The sequence below is a fragment of the Shimia sp. genome (genome assembly GCF_049116215.1).
GTDB lineage: Bacteria > Pseudomonadota > Alphaproteobacteria > Rhodobacterales > Rhodobacteraceae > Shimia.
In genome coordinates, this window is the sequence record NZ_JAGDZB010000005.1 from 181,654 (window position 1) to 200,469 (window position 18,816).

The 18,816-nt window shown below is 58.3% G+C and carries 16 protein-coding genes; 6 read left to right on the top strand and 10 right to left on the bottom strand.

All coding sequences use genetic code 11. The annotated features are described in order from the left end of the window. Positions 1 to 158: 158 nt before the first annotated feature. Both JXR15_RS15635 and ccrA read left to right on the top strand, forming a co-directional pair. A complete protein-coding gene (locus JXR15_RS15635) occupies positions 159 to 1,517 on the top strand; it encodes a 1-acyl-sn-glycerol-3-phosphate acyltransferase (RefSeq protein WP_422054131.1) in 1,359 nt (452 codons plus the stop codon). A 151-nt stretch (positions 1,518 to 1,668) separates the two neighbouring features. Further along, complete coding sequence (ccrA, locus tag JXR15_RS15640) at positions 1,669 to 2,955, top strand: crotonyl-CoA carboxylase/reductase (protein ID WP_422054132.1); 1,287 nt, start codon at positions 1,669 to 1,671, stop codon at positions 2,953 to 2,955. Positions 2,956 to 3,111: 156 nt separating this feature from the next. Here the strand turns inward: ccrA and JXR15_RS15645 are convergent, their stop codons facing one another. Next, on the bottom strand, positions 3,112 to 3,807 hold the full coding sequence (locus JXR15_RS15645; protein WP_422054133.1) for a hypothetical protein: 696 nt from the start codon (positions 3,805 to 3,807) through the stop codon (positions 3,112 to 3,114). 159 nt (positions 3,808 to 3,966) lie between these two features. Here JXR15_RS15645 and JXR15_RS15650 point away from each other — a divergent pair, with 159 nt between their 5' ends. Together JXR15_RS15650 and JXR15_RS15655 are read left to right on the top strand one after the other, a co-directional pair. Then, the gene (locus JXR15_RS15650; protein WP_422054134.1) at positions 3,967 to 5,499 is read left to right on the top strand and encodes an ATP-dependent DNA helicase; all 1,533 of its coding nucleotides are present in this window, start codon (positions 3,967 to 3,969) and stop codon (positions 5,497 to 5,499) included. Beyond that, the gene (locus JXR15_RS15655; RefSeq protein ID WP_422054135.1) at positions 5,496 to 6,224 is read left to right on the top strand and encodes an SDR family oxidoreductase; all 729 of its coding nucleotides are present in this window, start codon (positions 5,496 to 5,498) and stop codon (positions 6,222 to 6,224) included. The genes JXR15_RS15650 and JXR15_RS15655 overlap by 4 nt, the downstream gene beginning before the upstream one ends. Positions 6,225 to 6,338: 114 nt before the next feature. On the opposite strand, the gene JXR15_RS15660 is transcribed toward JXR15_RS15655, so the two are convergent. The 4 genes from JXR15_RS15660 to JXR15_RS15675 all read right to left on the bottom strand — a co-directional run bounded on the left by JXR15_RS15660 (position 6,339) and on the right by JXR15_RS15675 (position 10,031). Next, positions 6,339 to 8,237: a PhoX family protein gene (locus JXR15_RS15660; RefSeq protein ID WP_422054136.1), complete on the bottom strand. Its 1,899-nt coding sequence runs from the start codon at positions 8,235 to 8,237 to the stop codon at positions 6,339 to 6,341. A gap of 126 nt (positions 8,238 to 8,363) precedes the next feature. Then, positions 8,364 to 8,762: a BLUF domain-containing protein gene (locus JXR15_RS15665; RefSeq protein WP_422054291.1), complete on the bottom strand. Its 399-nt coding sequence runs from the start codon at positions 8,760 to 8,762 to the stop codon at positions 8,364 to 8,366. Positions 8,763 to 8,849: 87 nt separating this feature from the next. Then, the gene (locus JXR15_RS15670) at positions 8,850 to 9,335 is read right to left on the bottom strand and encodes a VOC family protein (RefSeq protein WP_422054137.1); all 486 of its coding nucleotides are present in this window, start codon (positions 9,333 to 9,335) and stop codon (positions 8,850 to 8,852) included. A gap of 111 nt (positions 9,336 to 9,446) precedes the next feature. Further along, entirely contained in the window at positions 9,447 to 10,031 is a 585-nt protein-coding gene (locus JXR15_RS15675; RefSeq protein ID WP_422054138.1) for a M23 family metallopeptidase, read from the bottom strand. A 181-nt stretch (positions 10,032 to 10,212) separates the two neighbouring features. Between JXR15_RS15675 and JXR15_RS15680 the strand changes: the two genes are divergently transcribed. Then, on the top strand, positions 10,213 to 10,752 hold the full coding sequence (locus tag JXR15_RS15680; protein ID WP_422054139.1) for a GNAT family N-acetyltransferase: 540 nt from the start codon (positions 10,213 to 10,215) through the stop codon (positions 10,750 to 10,752). A gap of 64 nt (positions 10,753 to 10,816) precedes the next feature. On the opposite strand, the gene trpS is transcribed toward JXR15_RS15680, so the two are convergent. Next, on the bottom strand, positions 10,817 to 11,854 hold the full coding sequence (gene trpS / locus JXR15_RS15685; RefSeq protein ID WP_422054140.1) for a tryptophan--tRNA ligase: 1,038 nt from the start codon (positions 11,852 to 11,854) through the stop codon (positions 10,817 to 10,819). Positions 11,855 to 11,941: 87 nt separating this feature from the next. Between trpS and JXR15_RS15690 the strand changes: the two genes are divergently transcribed. After that, complete coding sequence (locus JXR15_RS15690; RefSeq protein ID WP_422054141.1) at positions 11,942 to 12,628, top strand: rhomboid family intramembrane serine protease; 687 nt, start codon at positions 11,942 to 11,944, stop codon at positions 12,626 to 12,628. A gap of 9 nt (positions 12,629 to 12,637) precedes the next feature. Here the strand turns inward: JXR15_RS15690 and JXR15_RS15695 are convergent, their stop codons facing one another. The 4 genes from JXR15_RS15695 to JXR15_RS15710 all read right to left on the bottom strand — a co-directional run bounded on the left by JXR15_RS15695 (position 12,638) and on the right by JXR15_RS15710 (position 18,762). Further along, on the bottom strand, positions 12,638 to 13,183 hold the full coding sequence (locus JXR15_RS15695; protein WP_422054142.1) for an HdeD family acid-resistance protein: 546 nt from the start codon (positions 13,181 to 13,183) through the stop codon (positions 12,638 to 12,640). A gap of 95 nt (positions 13,184 to 13,278) precedes the next feature. Further along, positions 13,279 to 14,820, bottom strand: a complete 1,542-nt coding sequence (gene murJ, locus JXR15_RS15700) for a murein biosynthesis integral membrane protein MurJ (RefSeq protein WP_422054143.1) — start codon at positions 14,818 to 14,820, stop codon at positions 13,279 to 13,281. Beyond that, positions 14,817 to 17,630, bottom strand: coding sequence for a [protein-PII] uridylyltransferase (locus tag JXR15_RS15705; protein ID WP_422054144.1), 2,814 nt, complete (start codon positions 17,628 to 17,630; stop codon positions 14,817 to 14,819). Before JXR15_RS15705 ends, murJ begins: the two co-directional genes overlap by 4 nt. Continuing rightward, positions 17,590 to 18,762, bottom strand: a complete 1,173-nt coding sequence (locus tag JXR15_RS15710) for a penicillin-binding protein activator (protein WP_422054145.1) — start codon at positions 18,760 to 18,762, stop codon at positions 17,590 to 17,592. Before JXR15_RS15710 ends, JXR15_RS15705 begins: the two co-directional genes overlap by 41 nt. Positions 18,763 to 18,816: the final 54 nt, after the last annotated feature.

An 18,816-nucleotide genomic window follows, 5' to 3' on the forward strand; every position in this document is an offset into this window, starting at 1 on the left:
CTAGCAACAATCTTTCGTTTGAGCGTATGTACGCGAAACATCCTTTGCAAGTCAATTCGCTGCGTTGCGGCAAAAACGTTCTGTTGGGCGGGGACCACAAGGAGGGCCGTGCGCGAAGTCTATTGCGCCCGCGCGCGCGGTGTAGTCAGAGTCATTTCATGACATCGACGATTGAGCTCCCCCTTTGGCTTTTTGTACTGATCCTGCTGTTTGCGGTGGTCACAGCGGCCAGTCACTTGCTGTTCCCCTCTGTACGCTGGTTCTTCCGGCGGCGGATGGAGCGCGTGGTGGCGCGGTTAAATGAGCGGCTGGAGCGGCCCATTGAGCCGTTCAAGCTGGCGCAGCGCCACGATATGATCGAGCGGTTGATTTACCAGCCCGATGTGACGCGCGCTGTGGCGGAACATGCAGCAGAGGAAGGCATTCCGGAGGCGGTGGCCTTTGAGACCGCGAAACGCTACGCGGGGGAAATTGTGCCTTCGTTTTCGGCCACCATGTATTTTGGCGTGGCGATCAAGATTGCGCGGTTCTTAAGTCGCGCTTTTTATCGTGTGCGCTTGACACATGTGGATGAGGCGGCACTCGATGCGATCCCGCAGGAGAGCACGGTTGTTTATGTGATCAATCACAAGAGCAACATGGACTACGTGCTGGTGACTTATTTGGCCGCGCGACGTGGGGCGCTGTCTTATGCGGTGGGCGAATGGGCGCGGGTTTGGCCGTTGAGCCGGTTGATCAGGGCGATGGGGGCCTACTTTATTCGGCGCAAATCGCGCAATGATCTCTACCGTAAGGTGCTGGCGGGGTATGTGCGCTTGGCCACCGAAGCAGGGGTGGCGCAGGCGATGTTTCCGGAGGGGCGCTTGTCCCTGGATGGGGCGCCGCAGGACCCGAAGCTGGGGCTGATCAAATATATCACCGATGCGTATCAACCGGATGGGCGGGACGTGGTGTTTGTGCCGGTGGCGATCAATTATGACCGGGTGCTGGAAGACCGCATCTTGTTGGAAGCAGCGGCAAGTGGCGGCAAAGGGTTCCGGGCGCGGATTTCGGTGATTGTGGGGTTTTTCTTCAAACAGTTGTTGTTTCGGCTGCGCGGCAAGGTGCATCGCTTTGGCAATGCCACCGTGCGTTTTGGACGGCCCGTCTCGCTCACGGAGTTTGCACGCGGGAGACAGGGGGACTTGGCCAAACCTCTGGGTGTTCAGCTTATGAAGCAGATCAATGGGGTTGTGCCGATCCTGCCTGTGCCGTTGATGTCTGCGATTTTTGAGGCAGCTCAAGGGCCGCAGTCCCGGGAAGATGTCCGTGCGGCTTTTGCGGCGCGTTTGGCAGCCTTACCCGAAGGCCGCGCTCAGTTTATGCGTGATGCACCAGAAGAGGCGATTGAAAGTGCGCTTAAGACTTTGGTGGGGCGTCGGGTGTTGGTCGAAAGTGACGGCGCGTTTTCCGTGAACCGTGCGCAAACAGTGATTTTGCGGTATTATGCCAATTCAATAAGGCATTTGCTTGAGTAAATGTGCACGTGCAGCAATTCATGCTGCGGCTGCTGGGTCATAAAATTACAAAAATTGCAGCTTGAAGGTTGCAATGTTACCTCGCCGCCAATATCACGGTGGCAGGAACGCGATTCTGCATCGCGGCGAAACGACCACTCAGGAGGCGAAAATGGCTCTGGATACTGAAAACGGCATTGCGACCTACGACGCACCACAGAAAGACCTGTACGAAGTGGGCGAAATGCCTCCGATGGGCTATGTCCCAAAACAGATGTACGCGTGGGCGATCCGCCGCGAGCGCCAGGGTGAGCCAAACAAGGCGATGCTGCAGGAAGTTGTGGATGTGCCAACGCTCGACAGCCATGAAGTGCTGGTTCTGGTGATGGCCGCAGGCGTGAACTACAACGGCGTTTGGGCGGGCCTCGGCGTGCCGGTGTCCATGTTTGACGTGCACAAACAACCGTATCACATTGCCGGTTCCGATGCTTCGGGCATCGTTTGGGCCGTGGGTGACAAGGTGAAGCGCTGGAAAGTGGGCGATGAAGTTGTGATCCACTGCAACCAGGATGACGGCGACGACGAGCACTGCAACGGCGGCGATCCGATGTTCTCCGACAGCCAGCGCATCTGGGGTTATGAAACCCCTGACGGATCCTTCTCTCAGTTCACCCGTGTGCAGGCGCAGCAGCTGATGCCACGTCCCAAGCACCTGAGCTGGGAAGAGAGCGCGTGTTACACGCTGACGCTGGCAACCGCCTACCGGATGTTGTTTGGCCACGAGCCACATGATCTGAAGCCGGGCCAGAACGTACTGGTATGGGGTGCGTCCGGTGGTCTGGGCTCTTATGCGATCCAGCTGATCAACACCGCCGGTGCCAATGCGATTGGCGTGATTTCGGACGAGAGCAAGCGTGACTTTGTCATGGGGCTTGGCGCGAAAGGCGTGATCAACCGCAACGACTTCAACTGTTGGGGCCAACTGCCCACAGTGAACACGCCGGAGTACAATGACTGGCTGAAAGAGGCACGCAAATTTGGCAAGGCGATCTGGGAGATCACCGGCAAAGGCGTGAACGTGGACATGGTGTTTGAGCACCCAGGTCAGGCGACATTCCCGGTGTCCACCTTGGTGGTAAAAAAAGGCGGTATGGTTGTGATTTGCGCCGGTACCTCCGGTTTCAACTGTACCTTCGACGTGCGCTATATGTGGATGCACCAGAAGCGTTTGCAGGGCTCTCACTTTGCCCACCTGAAGCAGGCCGCGGCCGCCAACCAGCTGATGGTGGAACGTCGTCTGGACCCTTGCATGTCTGAGGTGTTCCCATGGGCTGAGCTGCCCGACGCGCACATGAAGATGCTGCGGAACGAGCACAAGCCGGGCAACATGTCGGTGCTGGTGCAGGCGCCAAAGACCGGCCTGCGCACGCTGGAAGATGTGCTCGACGCGGGCAAATGACACTCACGGATCGAAAAACGGTTTCCCCCCGTTTTCCTCCAGCCCTCGGAACCGTATGGTTTCGGGGGTCTTTTTTTGTTGGGGGCCAAACTTTAGTTCAGCATTGCTAGATTGACCTTGTTTGGTCTTTCTACAGCCGTCTGTGGCACTGCCAGACTAGAAAGCATTTTGTATTCTCAGAGCCATGTTGTCCATGTCCGAAAAGCTCAGAATAGAAAAGTGGTAGGCGGCAAACGTTAACGTTGCGCCCATCATAAAGAACAATGGGGTGCGCCAGGCGACTCGTCTTTGTTGAAGCAGAATGGCGACGGGCCTTTGTATCGCCGCGAACAGTTGGAGAAAAACCAACAGGAGACAGTACTTCGCGAAGAGCTGTAGAACTTGCGAGTTAAACTCGGCGGCCCTCACGGACAGCCCGAAGTAAGAGACCGTTGCGATGCCTAAGAGCAAGCCAACGGCGCTATCGGAGTATTTTCTGCGTTCAATGCGGCGCGCGATACTTTCTGGAGACATCTCGCTTGGATTGAGTTTCTTCTTGGATATCCGATAAATTGCGTAGGCTTCGATGACCGTGAAAATGGATATGATGGGGAGACAAATCAAAATGGCGGTAGAAAAGCTAGAGAACGTGGCCTCTGCGATGTTCTTGGGAAGGGCGTTTTCCAGTGCGAAGATGGTGTCTAGTTTGTTGGCAATGGCGAACAACAATGGCGCCAGGCAATTCACGTATAGACCTAAGCCAACGATGTCGGTCCTGCGCGGCTTATATTTGAACGCGGTATCAGCTTGCGGCGTCTCTGGGGCATTTGCTTTGATACGTTCAATGCGCGATGAAAAATCGGTGTGAGACATGAAATAGCTCCTTGAGCTTTGTTTAAGCGCGAACCTTCCTCAGGGATAGCAATTTTAAGGAGAATTCGTGTGCAATCGCGACCTGTGGGGTATTCGCAATAGTCGTGCCGCGAAACAAACCCGCTGGCCCCCAATCGTCGCCCGCTATAGGGTCGCGCCATGAGCAGTACCTCCATCACATTCAGCCACGATCAGGCCGAGGCCTTTGACAATATCTCCTCTTTGCTCAAAGGGCTGGGGGTGGATTTGGACGAGGGGCTGTTGACCCCTGCTGTCGAAGGCAAGCAGGCGATTGCTGCGGTGACCGGAAAGGCTGGTTCGGGCAAGACGTTGTTGCTTTCGGAGATGGTGAAGGCCTTGGAGGGGGCCGGGGTGGATATTGTCTCCGGCGACTATGAAGGCAAGCGCAAGAAGGATCACCGCACGCTGGCGATTTTGGCACCAACCAACAAGGCGGCCAGCGTGTTGCGGATGCGCGGTGTGCCCGCGACGACCATTCACCGGATCATTTATACGCCGGTGTATGATCCGGAATACGAGAAAATTGCGGAGTGGCTGGCCGACAAAGGCGAGCGTCCCGAAATTGAGGGGCTCACGGATGAGGCGCTGGATCGGGCGTTGGAGTTTTACAAACTGCACAAATCCATTCCGGGCGCTTTGGCGGCGGCTGGGCTGCGGGGTAGTGATTTTATCACCGGCTGGAAGCGGCGGGATGATCCTCTGGACATCGGGTTTATCGACGAAAGCTCGATGCTGGATGACAAGCAGTTTGAGGATTTGAAAGAGATTTTCAGCACTCTGGTGCTGTTTGGCGATCCTGCGCAGTTGGCACCGGTGAACCAGTCAGGCGCAATGGTGTTTGATAAGCTGCCTGCTCCTGCAGTCTATAATCTGGAGCGAATTCACCGCCAGGATGCGGACAACCCAATTTTGGATTTGGCCCATGCTTTGGCCGATCCGCAGCTGGGGTTTCAGGATTTTGAGCGCATGGTGGAAGAGTCTGCGCGCAAAGATGATCGTGTGGTTTTGGCGCAGCGGGTTGAGGTCGATCTGATGGCGCGCTCGCCGGTGTTGGTGTGGCGCAACGCCACCCGAATCCGGCTGATTAACGCATTTCGCAGGGTGCATGGCGCGCCTGAGGATGAGCTGCTGGAAGGTGAGCCGCTGATCTGTGACGGGATTGAGCTGCCGATGAAGCATCGCAAGAAGCGGCTGGATCTGGAGGCGCGGGGGCTCATTAAGGGTGCGCAGGTGATTTACCTTGGGCCGGGGCGCAAGCCGGGGTTCTCGAGGTTGCATGTGATGGGCGCGGAAGACCCGCGCGTGTCGGCGGCCTCGATTGTGAAGATTGAGATGCCGGATGAGGAAGAGCCGTTTATTCCCTATGCCGCGCGTATGGGGGCGACATTCTTGCACGGCGCGGCGGTGACCATTCACAAGGCGCAGGGGTCCCAGTGGGAAAACGTGCAGGTGTTTGCGCCGGACCTGTTTGTTGCGGCGCGGATGAACCGGCAGGAGGCGGGGCAGCCGTTGTGGAAGCGGCTGGCTTATGTGGCGATCACGCGGGCCAGCGAGCGACTACATTGGGTGGTGCGCAATCGACTAGCAAAGCCATCGGGGCCGCTGGACGTGAGTGATTTGACGGTGGCGCCTGCGCCGCTGGAGTTGATGGCGCAGGAGGAAAACGCGTGAAAAGCATCATTGTGACCGGCGCGAGCCAGGGGATTGGCAAAGCCACAGCGGTGGCGTTTTTGGAAGCCGGTTGGCGTGTTGGTGTGTTGGCGCGCAGCGAGGAAAAGCTGCAGGCGATTGCCGATGACTATGTGAACGCGGTTCCCTTGGTGGCGGATGTGACCGATGCGGCGGCGATGGAGAGCGCCTTTGCACGGTTTGTGGCGCGGGCAGAGCGGCTGGATGCATTGTTCAACAATGCCGGTATGTTTGGGCCTGCGGGGTCAATTGATGAGATTGATCTGGGTGGCTTTGATCAGGTGCTCGATGTGAACGTGCGCGGCATGTTTATCGCGGCCAAGCTGGCCTACGCGCAGATGCGGCGTCAGGTGCCGCAGGGTGGGCGGATCATCAACAACGGATCGCTGAGCGCGCATGTGCCGCGCGAAGGCTCGGTGTGCTACACGCTCACAAAGCATGCAGTGACGGGGCTGACGCGGACGTTGTCGCTGGACGGGCGGCCGTATGACATCGCCTGCGGTCAGATCGACATTGGCAACGCGGAAACTGACATGGTGGCCGGGTTGAATGCAGCTCTGGTGGCTGATGGCAAAGCCCCCAATGCCACGATGGATGTGCAGGACGCGGCGCGGTCGGTGCTGCATATGGCGGAGATGCCGCTCAATGCTAATGTGCAGTTCATGACAGTGATGGCAACCAAAATGCCTTACATCGGGCGCGGCTAAGCACCTTTCGGAAAAGAGAAAACCCTCGACCAGGGGGCGGTCGAGGGCCAAAGTTTTGGTTCTATAAAAGAGATCTATAAAAAGGTCTTTAGGTAGTCAGAATTTGTGTAGTTGTTATCCAATGAGGCCGCCGTCTGTGCGACGTACCGCGAAAACACCAGACCGTGGCACGGAGGTGCCGCCATCCGGGAAGTGGGAGTTGCCTTTTTCGCCCGGGTGCTGAATGCCGACAAACATGGTGCGGCGATCCGGGGACCAGCAAACTCCGGTGACTTCACATTCTTTGGGGCCAACCAGGAAGCGGCGGATTTCACCGGTGACGGTGTCGCCCGCAAGCATCTGGTTGTTGCCCATGCCCGCAAAGTCGCCTTCGTTAGAATATTTGCCGTCGGTCTGGATCCACAACAGGCCGGTGCTGTCAAAGGCCATGCCGTCCGGGGAATTGAACATATTTCCGGCATTGATGTTCTCGCTGCCTGCATATGCATCATCATGTACATCCGGGTTCCCGGCCAGTGCGAAGAGGTTCCAGCTAAACCCGTTTGCGCTGTGGTCTTCGTTGTCCGGCATCCAGCGGGCGATCTGGCCGTAGTGATTTTCGACACGTGGGTTTGGACCGTTGGCTGATGTGTCATCGCCGCCAGCGTTTGGCTTTTTGCCGCGGTTCTTGTTGTTGGTGAGCGCAACATAGGCTTCGGCCTTGGTTGGGTTCACCGCCACCCATTCTGGGCGGTCCATCGTGGTCGCGCCAACTTTGGACGCGGCCAGACGGGTATGGATGCGGATCTCTGCGTCGCTCATCCCGGTGGTGTCGGGCGTCAGGGCCAGCCACTCGCCGCGCATGTCATCAAAGAATTTGGCCACAAACAGGTCGCCACTTTCCAATAGATCGCTGTTGTCGCCGGTGGCGGAGTAGGTGCCGTGTGACACAAACTTGTAAAGGAACTCGCCGCGCTCATCGTCGCCGAGGTAAACAACCGCTTTGCCGTTGGGCGCCAGAACCACCGCGGCGTTTTCGTGTTTGAAACGGCCCAGGGCGGTGCGTTTCTTGGGCGTTGAGGTTGGGTCAAACGGGTCGATCTCGACCACATAGCCTGCGCGGTTTGGCTCATTTGGGTTTTTGGAGACGTCAAAGCGCGCTTCCACTTTGGCCCAGCCGTAGCCCCAATCTTTGGAGGATACACCGTAGCGCTTGAGTTCTGCGGAGACCTCATGGGCTTCATCTTCAGCAGAGAAATAACCGTTAAAGTTTTCTTCGCAGGTCAGGTAAGTGCCCCACGGGGTTTCGCCGTTGCCGCAGTTGTTCCAGGTGCCTTTGGTGGTGGTGCCAGTTGGGTCTGCGTCGGTTTTCAGCAGGGCGTGGCCAGCGGCCGGGCCGGTTAGGTCCATATCGGTTTGTGGCGTGATGCGGCGGTTCAGGTCGCTGTCGACCACCACCTGCCAGTTGCCACTCTCGTCGCGGGCCACTTCGAAGACGGACACGCCGTGGGCGTTCATGCCCTTTTGCACGTCGTCGTCAGAGACCCATTTGCCATCGGGGTTGTTGCCCCAGAGGATCTTGCGGTTGGTGTATTCGTTGTTGATGGCCATGACGGTGCGGCCATCTTTGGTGAAGATCGACATGCCGTCGTTGTTGTCGCCAAAGGCGCGCGCCTGAGAGGCGGCGGTGCCGCGGGTGGCTTCGTCAAAAGCCGGGGCGTCGGAGAAGAGCGGATCGCCCCAGGTCACAACTTGGTCCCACTCAAAGCCGTCTGGCACGGTGATGGTGTCCTCCGTGTTGGCCGCAACCTGGGTGAAGCCAAAACGGTCCCCTTCGGCCACAGCGTCGCGGGTGAGGGCGGTGGTGCCAACCAGGAAGGAGCCGAGGCCAAAGGTCATCACACCGCCCAGGAAACCACGGCGGGACAGGGCGGTTTCCACCACTTGGTCAAAGTCGGTTTCTTCCGCGCGGGGCGAGATCAGCTCGTCGATTTCGTCAAATGACAGGTCGTCGGTTTGGTGGTCAGAGGGCATTCCTGGCTCCGTAGGCTTGGATCGTTGGATGATGCCAAGACTAGGAGGCCGCTGATTCAGATTCGTGACAAGTTGTTTGCAGTATTGTGACGTGGCTTGGCGAAGGGATGCCGGAACAGAGGCGGCCTAAGCGGGGTCCTCGGACGGGGCGTCCGCCTGTTGACGCAGGGCTTCCTGATGCAGGACTTGAGAGACCTCATGGCCGCTGCTGTCCGGGGTGAGTAGTGCCGTTTGCGCCGCTCGCGCGATCCGCGAATACCCCATTGACCAACTGCCAAAGCGGCGCTGATCAGTGTTGCCAGATTGCAGGAGGTGAAATTCGGTGTGGCGCGTGTCTTTGGCGATACGATCCAGCAAGGCATCAATGTGATGACTGGGACCCTCCAGGTACTGGTAATAATGCTGTGCGCTGCGATGCAGGAAACCGGTGACGTCATGGGCTGCGTTGAAGGCAACTGCCGTACGCAGAATCTCCATGTCGATATCCTCGAAGGGCTTTGACAGGGAACGACTGTTATAGATCATAAACTTCACCAGTTACCTCCTACTGAACCGGGGGATCGTAAGATAAACGTGGTTAACAAGATGTTACCGCGGGCGCTTGGGCGGCGGTTAGGCCGCCTCTGCGAGTAGTGCTTCGAGTTGCAAGGGGCGGCTGTACATTTGCAGGCTGCCGTCACAGTGACGGGGCCATTCAGCGGCGTGCCGGTCGCGGTAGAGTTCGACGCCGTTGCCGTCGGGATCGTTGAAGTAGATGGCTTCGGATACGCCGTGATCTGATGCGCCCAGTACGGGATAGCCAGCGTCAATGACCCGTTGCACAGCGGTCGCGAGATCCGCGCGGGACGGGTAGAGGATGGCGGTATGAAACAGGCCGGTGTGGTGTTCCGGCGCGGGGCCGCTGCCTTTGCTGCGCCAGGTATTGAGGCCGATATGGTGGTGATAGCCGTCCGATCCGAGGAAGGCGGCGTCATTGCCGAGGCGGCTTTGTACCTCAAAGCCCAGGACATCTGCATAAAACGCTATTGCGCGGTCAAGGTCTGCGACTTTCAGATGCACATGGCCGATGCGGGCGGAAGGGGCGTAGGGCGCGGTCATGAGAGGTCTCCTTTGCTGAGAACAAAGGTAGGCGCGGGGCTAAGTGCTGAAAACTTGCGATTTGGCGCGGACAGTGTGCGAAAATGCGGAGGGCGAGCAGATGTAAGCCTGCTACTTGCAGGGCAGCGGAGCCACCATCCGTCCATTGGGTAGAGGTTTTGACGGGGTGTGGCAGGAGATGCGGCCGACGCCGTCGCGCCAAAAGTAGTTTGGGTCGATATGGCACGTGGGCCAATCGTTGCAGCGTCGCACGGCAAAGTGCACGTGGGGAGTGTCACCGATGCTGGGGCGGTTGGCTTTTTGCACGTGCCCGACAAGTTGCCCGGCGGAGACTTTTTGCCCTTTGCGCAGTCCTTGAATGGGCACAATGTGCACCATTTCCACGAAGATACGTTGTTTGCTTTTGCCGGGCGACGGGCGCAAGGAGAAGTTGGATGTGATGCCGACCACACCGCCCCAGGAGGCGTTGTCTTGTTCAATGAAGCGAATTTTGCCGTCCAATGGTGCAATGACGGGTGTCCCCGCGCGCCTGCAGAAGTCCATGCCTTCGTGGCTGGTGATGGTGCGGGCGGGTTCGACCACGTGATACGGTGCCCCATTGCGGAGGCGCGATTTGCCGTAGTCGAGACAGAGGCCAGCTTTGCGTTTGAAGCCACGTGCCACGCCAAACACAACGGGTTTGCCGTTGGGGGACACCAGAGCGGTCTCTTGGGCTGCAATTGGGGGGCTGGAGATAAGCGCGGCTCCCAGAACCGCGGCCGTACATACTCTCTTCAATGAGACAAACCAAACCATGGCTTATGGTTGAGCAGATGGTAGGGTCTGTCAAGATGGGAGCCGGATGTGGCGGATCATCCAGATAAGTAGGATAATTGTAGTGGCGATAGAAGTTCCAAGGCTTGAAACAGATCGGTTGATATTGCGCGGGCACGCGCTGGCGGATTTTGAGGACAGCGCTGCAATGTGGGCTGATCCGGAGGTTGTGGCGCGGATTTCGGGCGTGCCGTCGACAGCGTCAGAGTCGTGGTCACGACTGTTGCGCTACATCGGGCATTGGCAGGCGCTGGGCTATGGCTACTGGGTGCTGGAAAGCAAAGTGGACGGCACTTTTGTGGGCGAGGCCGGGTTGGCGGACTATCATCGAGATTCCCAGCCGAGTGTGCATGGCAAGCCTGAAGCTGGTTGGGCGTTGAAGACCTCGGCTCAGGGGCAGGGGCTGGCAACGGAGGCCGTGACGGCGGTGATGGCCTGGGCGGATGATGTGCTCGCCAAGGAGTTTCCTATGTCCTGCGCGATCTTTGATCCGGGGCATGCGGGCTCTGTTCGGGTTGCCGAGAAGGTTGGGTTTGGCAATCCGGTGATGGGTTTGTTTAAAGGTCACGAGGCGTTGTTTTTGGAGCGTGCGTTGGGGACGTGACGGGGGCTCAACAAAAAAAGCCCCGCCAGAGGCGGGGCTGATTGATTTTTGCGGTGTGAGAGGCTTAAGCGCCGACCATGCCGACAATTTCGTAGGTCTTTTTCAGAATCGGCGCGGCGATTTCGCGGGCCTGTGCTGCGCCGTGGGCGAGGATCTTGTCGATCTCGTCCTGATGCTCCATCAGGCGGGCCATTTCCGTGCTGATCGGGGACAGTTTGGACACCGCGAGGTCAGAGAGCATCGGCTTGAACTCGGAGAACTGCTTGCCGCCGACGTCCGCCAGAACCTGATCCACAGTCAGACCGGAAAGACCTGCATAGATGTTGACCAGATTGCGGGCTTCTGGACGCTCTTCCAGACCTTTGGCCTCGGACGGAAGCGCCTCCGGATCGGTTTTGGCCTTGCGGATCTTCTTGGCGATGGTGTCCGCGTCGTCGGTCATGTTGATGCGCGACGCATCAGACGGGTCGGACTTGGACATCTTTTTGGTGCCATCGCGGAAGGACATCACACGGGTGGCAGCGCCTTCGATCACCGGTTCAGTGATGGGGAAGAAGTCGACGCCGAAGTCGTGGTTGAACTTGGTCGCCACGTCACGGGTCAGCTCGAGGTGTTGCTTCTGGTCTTCACCAACAGGCACGTGCGTGGCGTGATAGATCAAGATATCTGCAGCCATGAGAGCAGGATACGCCAAAAGGCCAAGTGAGGCATTCTGCTGATTTTTGCCAGCTTTGTCTTTCCATTGGGTCATGCGCTGCATCCAGCCCATGCGGGCGACGCAGTTAAAAATCCAGGCGAGTTGAGTGTGTTCGGCCACTGCTGATTGGTTGAACAAGATTGATTTCTTTGGATCGATGCCTGCAGCAATAAAACCGGCGCAGAGTTCGCGGGTGGCGCGTTGCAGCTTGGCAGGGTCTTGCCAGACTGTGATGGCGTGCAGGTCAACCATACAGAACACGGTTTCATGGGTACCGGCCTCTTGCATGTCGACAAAGCGCTTCATCGCGCCGAGGTAATTGCCCAGCGTCAGACCGCCCGAGGGTTGAATCCCGGAAAAGACGCGTGGGGTAAAGGTGGAGGACGTTTGGACCGCCTCGTTCATTGGAAATACTCCATCTGGATTTGTTAGCCTGCTTGGCTTATCTCCGAGGCCAAACACCGTCAAGCAGGACGGGTAAGGAGTACAGGCATGTCGCACCCAGATGATCAAAGCCCCGTGAACCCGTTGCCGCCGGTGGTGACGGCGTTGTTTTTGCTATTGGTCGGGGTTGAGGCGGCACTTTGGCTCGGCTCCAAAGGGATTGTGGGTGGTCCTACGGCGGTGGGGTGGCGGCTTGACGCTATCCAACGCTACGCGTTTTCACCTGATATCTTTGATTGGATGGTGAGCAATGGGCAGTTTCCGGCGGAGCATATGATCCGTTTTGTGAGCTATCTGTTTGTGCATTACAGCTTTACCCATGCGCTGTTTGGCGGTGTGTTGCTGTTGGCGATGGGCAAGATGGTGGGAGAGGTGTTCTCTGGCTGGGCCACACTGGCGATTTTTGTGGTGTCCGGCGCTGTGGGTGCACTGGGCTATGCGGTGATTTTGGATGCCTCCACACCGTTGCTGGGCAACTATCCTGGCGTATACGGCCTGATCGGGGCGTTTACGTTTTTGCTGTGGACCAGCCTAGGGGCGGTGGGTGAACCACAAGTCCGCGCGTTTTCACTGATTGGCATGCTGGTCGCCATTCAGTTGGGTTTTAGCTTGGTTTTTGGTGGTGGTCCGGATTGGGTGGCCGATGTGATCGGCTTTGGCGCAGGGTTTTTGATGTCCTTTGCGCTGATCCCCGGAGGGTGGCAGCGGATCCGCGAAAAGATCCGCCGCCAGTGATTGAGACGCTTAGGCGGCGTCTTCTTGTGGGGCGTCCGCGTTGTTGGCGCTGCGCACGGCAAAGGCCAGCGCGATGGCGCTGATGCCGTTGGACAGAAGCTCGATGGCGAGCAACACACCCAGCAGCACGGCTGCGGATTGCGGGAAGTTGTTCAGCACCATCAGGCCCAAGATAACCGAGACCAGACCGGACAGAAGCAAGGCCCAACGGGCGCTGCCTTCGAAGTTGGAAAAGCCAAACACGCCTTTGAACACGCCGGACACAAGGAAGAGAATACCGGCGGCGAAGGTCAAGGACAGCAGGCCCTGAAGCGGTTGTGCGATGATGTGCACACCAATGACCAGAGCCAATAGGCCCAGTATCACGCCTGCGATTTTTGCGCCTGTGGACGGCGCGCTAAAGGCGGCAAAGGTTTGAAATGCGCCTAGGAAAAGAAAGCTCCAGCCAGCAAAGACTGTGGCGGTCATTGAGGCGGCGAACGGGTTGGCCAGCGCCAGAACACCCAAGACCACGGCAAGGATGCCGACGATCAACATTACGATCCAATTATTCATGTCTCACTCCCGAGATTAAAGAATGCCCAAGGTTAACGGCACATTAGGGTGCAGGAGCAACCGGTTTCTGAGTCTATTTGTCGGCCTGTGCCCGCTCAACCACGGCGGGCAGCGGCTTTTAGTTCGCTGGGAACATAGGCGCCGATGAGGCGGCCAACGGCAAAATACACAACCGCGCCGAGCGTGAGCAGGATCAGCAAAGCCACGTAGCGCCAGCCGGGCAAGCCGAACCACGGCACCAGAATGACCCAGGTTACCCAGAGCGCCCCCCCCATGGCGGCAGACGCCAGACTGATGCGCCAGAGGCGTTTGCGCAGACGGGTGTCAAATTTGGCCACTTGGCCGTAGCCGCGCGCGCCAAAGCCCAGTTGGGCAACCATGATCCAAGCGGAGACGGTGGCGGCAATGGCGGGGGCCATCCATTGGATGTAGGGCGCCAAACCAAAGGCCAGCGCGGCGTTCACCACCATGGCCCAAACGGCGTAGTGGAACGGGCGTTTGGTGTCTTCGCGGGCAAAGTAGAGTGGTTGCAGAAGTTTTTGCAGCACGAAAGCTGGCAGACCAAGCGCGTAGATTGCCAGGGCGACAGAAATGGCGGCAACGTCATCCGAGCCGGTGGCGCCGCGTTCGTAAAGAACGGAGACAATCGGCAGGGGGATTACTAAAAACGCCACGGCGCAGGGGATGGTCAAGAACATGGCGAACTCGCTGGCGCGCGAGAAGGCGTTTTGAGCCCCGGATTGGTCATCTGCTTTTAGACGGCGCGAGAGGTCCGGTAGGAGGACAATACCGATGGCGATGCCAATCACACCAAGGGGCAGTTGGTAGAGGCGGTCGGCGGCGTACAGCCAGCTCACGGCGCCTTCGGTGTTGGAGGCCACGATTTGTCCAACCACAAGGTTGATCTGCATGACGCCGGAAGCCAGAGCAGCTGGGACGGCGACGCGGACCATGCGGGCCATGTCCAGCGTCCATTTGGGCAGGCGCAGGGAGATACGCAAACCGGCGCGACGGGTGGCAATCCAAACCAGGCCCAACTGTGCAACCCCGGCGACAGGAATGGTCCAGATCAGCCAGGTGATGACAGGGCCACCGGAGAGGTGGCCAAATATCAGCGCTGGAATAATCAGGATGTTGAGCAGCACCGGGGCGGCAGCTGCGGCAGCAAAGCGGCCCGTGGCGTTGAGCACGCCGGAGAACAGGGCGGCCAACGACATGAAAAAGATGTAGGGAAACACAATGCGGCCATAGCCGACTGTCAGGTCAAAGCGCGCGTCCCCGGCAAAGCCTTCCGCTGTGAGCCAGACAAGCGCAGGCATGAAGATCATACCCAGTGCGGTGAGTGTCATTACAGCGACAAATAACAGGCTGAGGGCTTCGCTGGCAAAATGTTCCGCGTCTTCCTCGCCCTCTAGTTTCTTGGAGAACATCGGCACAAAAGCGGCGTTAAACGCGCCTTCGGCAAAGAAACGGCGGAACATATTGGGTAAGCGGAAAGCAGCGACAAAGGCGTCCAGCAAAGGGCCAGGGCCAATGAAGCTCAGCAACAGGATTTCGCGGACAAAGCCAAGCACACGGCTGAGCAGGGTCCAGAAGCCAACAGTTAGAAAGCCGCGCATCAGGCGGATAGGTTTCATGCGTTGGCCCTTTCGGCGCCTTTTTCGATGGCTTCGCGCAATTTCTTTTCGAGAGTCTTCTGTTTGCTGTCGGCATGGAACTTCAGGCCAAACATGTCTTTGACGTAGAAGGTATCCACCACCTGTTCGCCAAAGGTCGCGATCACGGCGGAGGCGATATAGACGTTGCTGTTGGCAAGCGTGCGGGTGAGGTCAAACAAAAGGCCCGGACGGTCGCGGGTGTCGACCTCAATAATTGTGTAGATTTCGGAGCCTTCGTTATCAAACAGGATGGTGGTGGGCACTTTGAAGGCGCGTTCACGTTTCTTGATCACATCGCGGGATCTGATGGCCTCGGTGGTGACCACCTCACCGGCCAAGGTACGTTCGATCATTTTACGCAGGCGGGGCAGGCGGGCGGCCTCATAAGGCGCGTCATCTGAATCTTGTATCCAGAAGGCAGCGGTGGCGTAGCCGTCTTTGGACGTGAAGGTACGGGCATCAACGATGTTGGCCCCCACGAGAGCCAGCGCGCCACACATACGGGAGAAGATGCCGGGGTGATCGGCCATGGCAAAACACACGCGCGTAGCGTCGCGGTCTTCGTCCGGGTGCAGGTCGATACGGATTTCGTCGTCCGGAATGTCGCGCAACAGATCGGCGAAGACTTTGTGTGCGGTGATGTGCAGACCTTGCCAATACGGCTCATAATGGCGGGCGGTCTCTTTTTTGAGGTCCTTGCTGGGCCAGTCGCACAGCTCTTCACGCAGAAGTTTTTTGGCCTTGGTGCCGCGGTTTTCGCGGGTGATGGCTTCCATGCCGTCTTCGAGCACAAGCTTGGTCTGTCCGTAAAGCGCGCGCAGCAGCACGGCTTTCCAGTTGTTCCAGGTGTCCGGCCCCACGCCGCGAATGTCGCAGACGGTCAGGATGGTCAGCAGGTTGAGGCGGTCCACGGTTTTCACGGCTTTGGCAAAGTCGCGCACGGTGCGCGGGTCAGCGATGTCGCGTTTCTGCGCGGTGTCTGACATCAGCAGGTGATAACGCACCAGCCATTCTACGGTTTCGCTGTCGGCTTTGTTGAGGCCGAGGTTGGGCGCGACCTTACGGGCGATTTGGGCGCCAAGCACCGAGTGGTCGATGTCGCGCCCCTTGCCGATGTCGTGCAGCAACATGGCAACCATGAGGGCCTTCCGGTTGATACCGCTGGAGGCAAGGATTTCGGAGCTAAGAGGCAGCTCCTCCTCAAGGTCCTTGCGCTCGATGTCCATGAAATTGGAGATCACCTGGATGGTGTGCTCATCCACCGTGTAGGAGTGGTACATGTTGAACTGCATCATCGCGACGATGGGTTCAAACTCCGGAATGAAAGCTGAGAGCACGCCCAGCTCATTCATCCGGCGCAACGCACGTTCGGGGTTTCCGTGCTTGAGCAGCAGATCGAGGAACAGGCGACGGGCTTCTTTGTTGGCACGGAAATCGTCGTCAATCAAATCCAGGTTAGCGGTGACCAGACGCATTGCGTCCGGGTGGATCAACATGCCGGTGCGCAGGCCTTCTTCGAACAGGCGCAACAGGTTAAGCGGGTCTTCGAGAAAGACTTTTTCATCCGCCACGTCGAGCCGGTTGTGCACCATTTTGTAGCCCGGTTTCATGCGCGGGCGGCGGCGGAAAATGCGCTCCAGAAGCGGTTCCGCTTTGGCGTGGTTGGCTTCGAGCTTGGTCAATAGAATGCGGGTCAGATCCCCCACGGCCGTGGCCTGACGGAAGAACTCCTGCATGAAGTGCTCAACCCCGCGGCGGCCACCTTTGTCGGAGTAGCCCATCTGATCGGCGATCTCGACCTGCACGTCAAATGTGAGCTGTTCCATAGGGCGACCGGCGGTCAGATGCAGGTGACCACGCACCGCCCAGAGGAAGTTTTCTGCTTCTATGAAGCGTTCCAGTTCGTCTTGCGCCAAGACCTCTTTCTCAACAAGTTCAGAGACTTCGGAGACATGGTACACGTATTTCGCAATCCAAAAGAGGGATTGCAGGTCACGTAGGCCCCCTTTGCCTTCTTTGACATTGGGCTCCACAACGTAGCGTTGGCCTTGCTTGTTGTGGCGTTCATCCCGTTCGTTGAGCTTGGCTTCGATGAATTCTTGCTCGGTGCCTTTGAAGAGTTCCTCTTCGAGGCGGGTATTGAGCTCCTCATCCAAGGGCTCGTGACCGCGCAGGAAACGGTTTTCCAGAAGGGCGGTGCGGATGGTGAAGTCTTCACGCCCCAAACGCAGGCAGTCTTTAACGGTGCGCGAGCTGTGGCCAACTTTCAGGCGCAGGTCCCAGAGGAGATAGAGCATGGATTCAATCACGCTCTCCGCCCATGGGGTGATTTTGTAAGGCGTCAAAAACAGCAGGTCGACGTCGGATTGCGGGGCCATTTCGCCACGGCCATAGCCGCCTACGGCAAAGAGAGCGATGCGTTCGGCTTCGGTGGGCGTGGCCAGAGGATAGAACCTGACAGTGGCGACATGAAATGCGCAGCTGACCAGGCAATCGGTCAGCCAGGTGTAAGAGCGCGTCATCGCGCGGGCCGCACGCGGCTGTTCCCGGAAAGACGCCGCAATCTGGGCCATGGCGGCTTTGCGCCGGGCCATAAGAAGAGGCACAATTTCCTTGCGCAGATCGCTTTCCTTGCCGTCCTTTTTGAGGATTTCGGCAAGTTCAGCCGTCACTTCGGCGCAATTGAAAATTTCGTCAGCAGAGCAGATCAGCCCCGCGCTGGGCGGGGCTGGAAAGATTGCGCCAGCCTTAGCTGCCAGCGCCTCCAAATCGGGTTGGGGCAGGGTCAATGATTACCACCTTTTTGTCGCGGATTGTGGCTACGGCCAGCCCGCGTTCGTTTGTGCCGTCTGTGCGCAGGCGGAAGATGCCGTTCACACCCTGGAAGCCCGCGCCTTGTGTCAATGCGCCTGTTGTCAGTGCATCAGATTTGCCTTGTTTGACCAGCGCGCCGATTGCCGCAATGCCGTCATATGCCAGACCGCCGATAGAGTGGGGCAGGCCACCGTAAGCTTGCGCATAACGGGTTTGGAATTGGTTGGTGAGGGTTGGGTCCGGCATGGTGTACCAGCCGCCTTGCACACCCGGCAGTTCCAGCGTTTGAGCCGGAATGTCCCAACGCGTCAGGCCCATGTATTGGATGGTGGCCGGGCTCAGGCCCGCTTCTGGCAGAAGCTGGGTCAGCAGCGGCAGTGCACCGGAGGTGTTGGCGGTGAGAAACAGGGTGTCAGCGCTGTTTTGGTCCGCGTTCAGCTTGATTTGGCTGACAGCGGCAATCACGCCTTCCTGTGAAAACTCATAGCCCACCGCACCGGCGTTGTTTGCGCCTTTGCGGGTGATGGCGTTGGCGATGGCGGTGTTGCCCAGAAGGCCAGCCGAATTGTTGGCGTGCACCGTCATGATGTTGTTTTTGCCCTGACCTTTGGCAAAGGCGACCAGTCGATCGGCGGTGTTGTCAAATGTTGGCCCAAGCACAAACAAGTTGCCGCCGGCGATGGTGGTGTTGTTGGAGAAGGACAGCACGTTCACGTTGCGGGCTGCCACGGCTGTGGCGGCGGCGTTGGCGGCTTCGCCAAACACCGGACCAAGAATGATTTTTGCACCTTCGTTCACAGCTTGCACCGCGGCGGCCTGTGCCGTGTTCGGGTTGCCAGCCGTTGGATAGACGCGCAGATCAATTTTCACGCCGTCAAGATCAGCAATGGCCAGTTTGGCTGCGTTCTCAAGGCTTTGCGCCAGCAGGGCATCACCGGAGTTGCTGGAGCCTTTGGGCACCAAAAGTGCCACAGGCACCGGGGCGGAGGCGTCAATTTTCGGACCGGAGCTTCCGGTGGTTTCCACACATGAGACCAGCGCCAGCGTGGACAGTCCTGCGACCGCCCCTTTCACAAAGCGGTGGGCGGGTTTAAGAAAAGACAACATAGGTAAGCTCCACTCCCGTTGGGGTCACGCCCGTGATTGAGGTCCGGCCGCGTT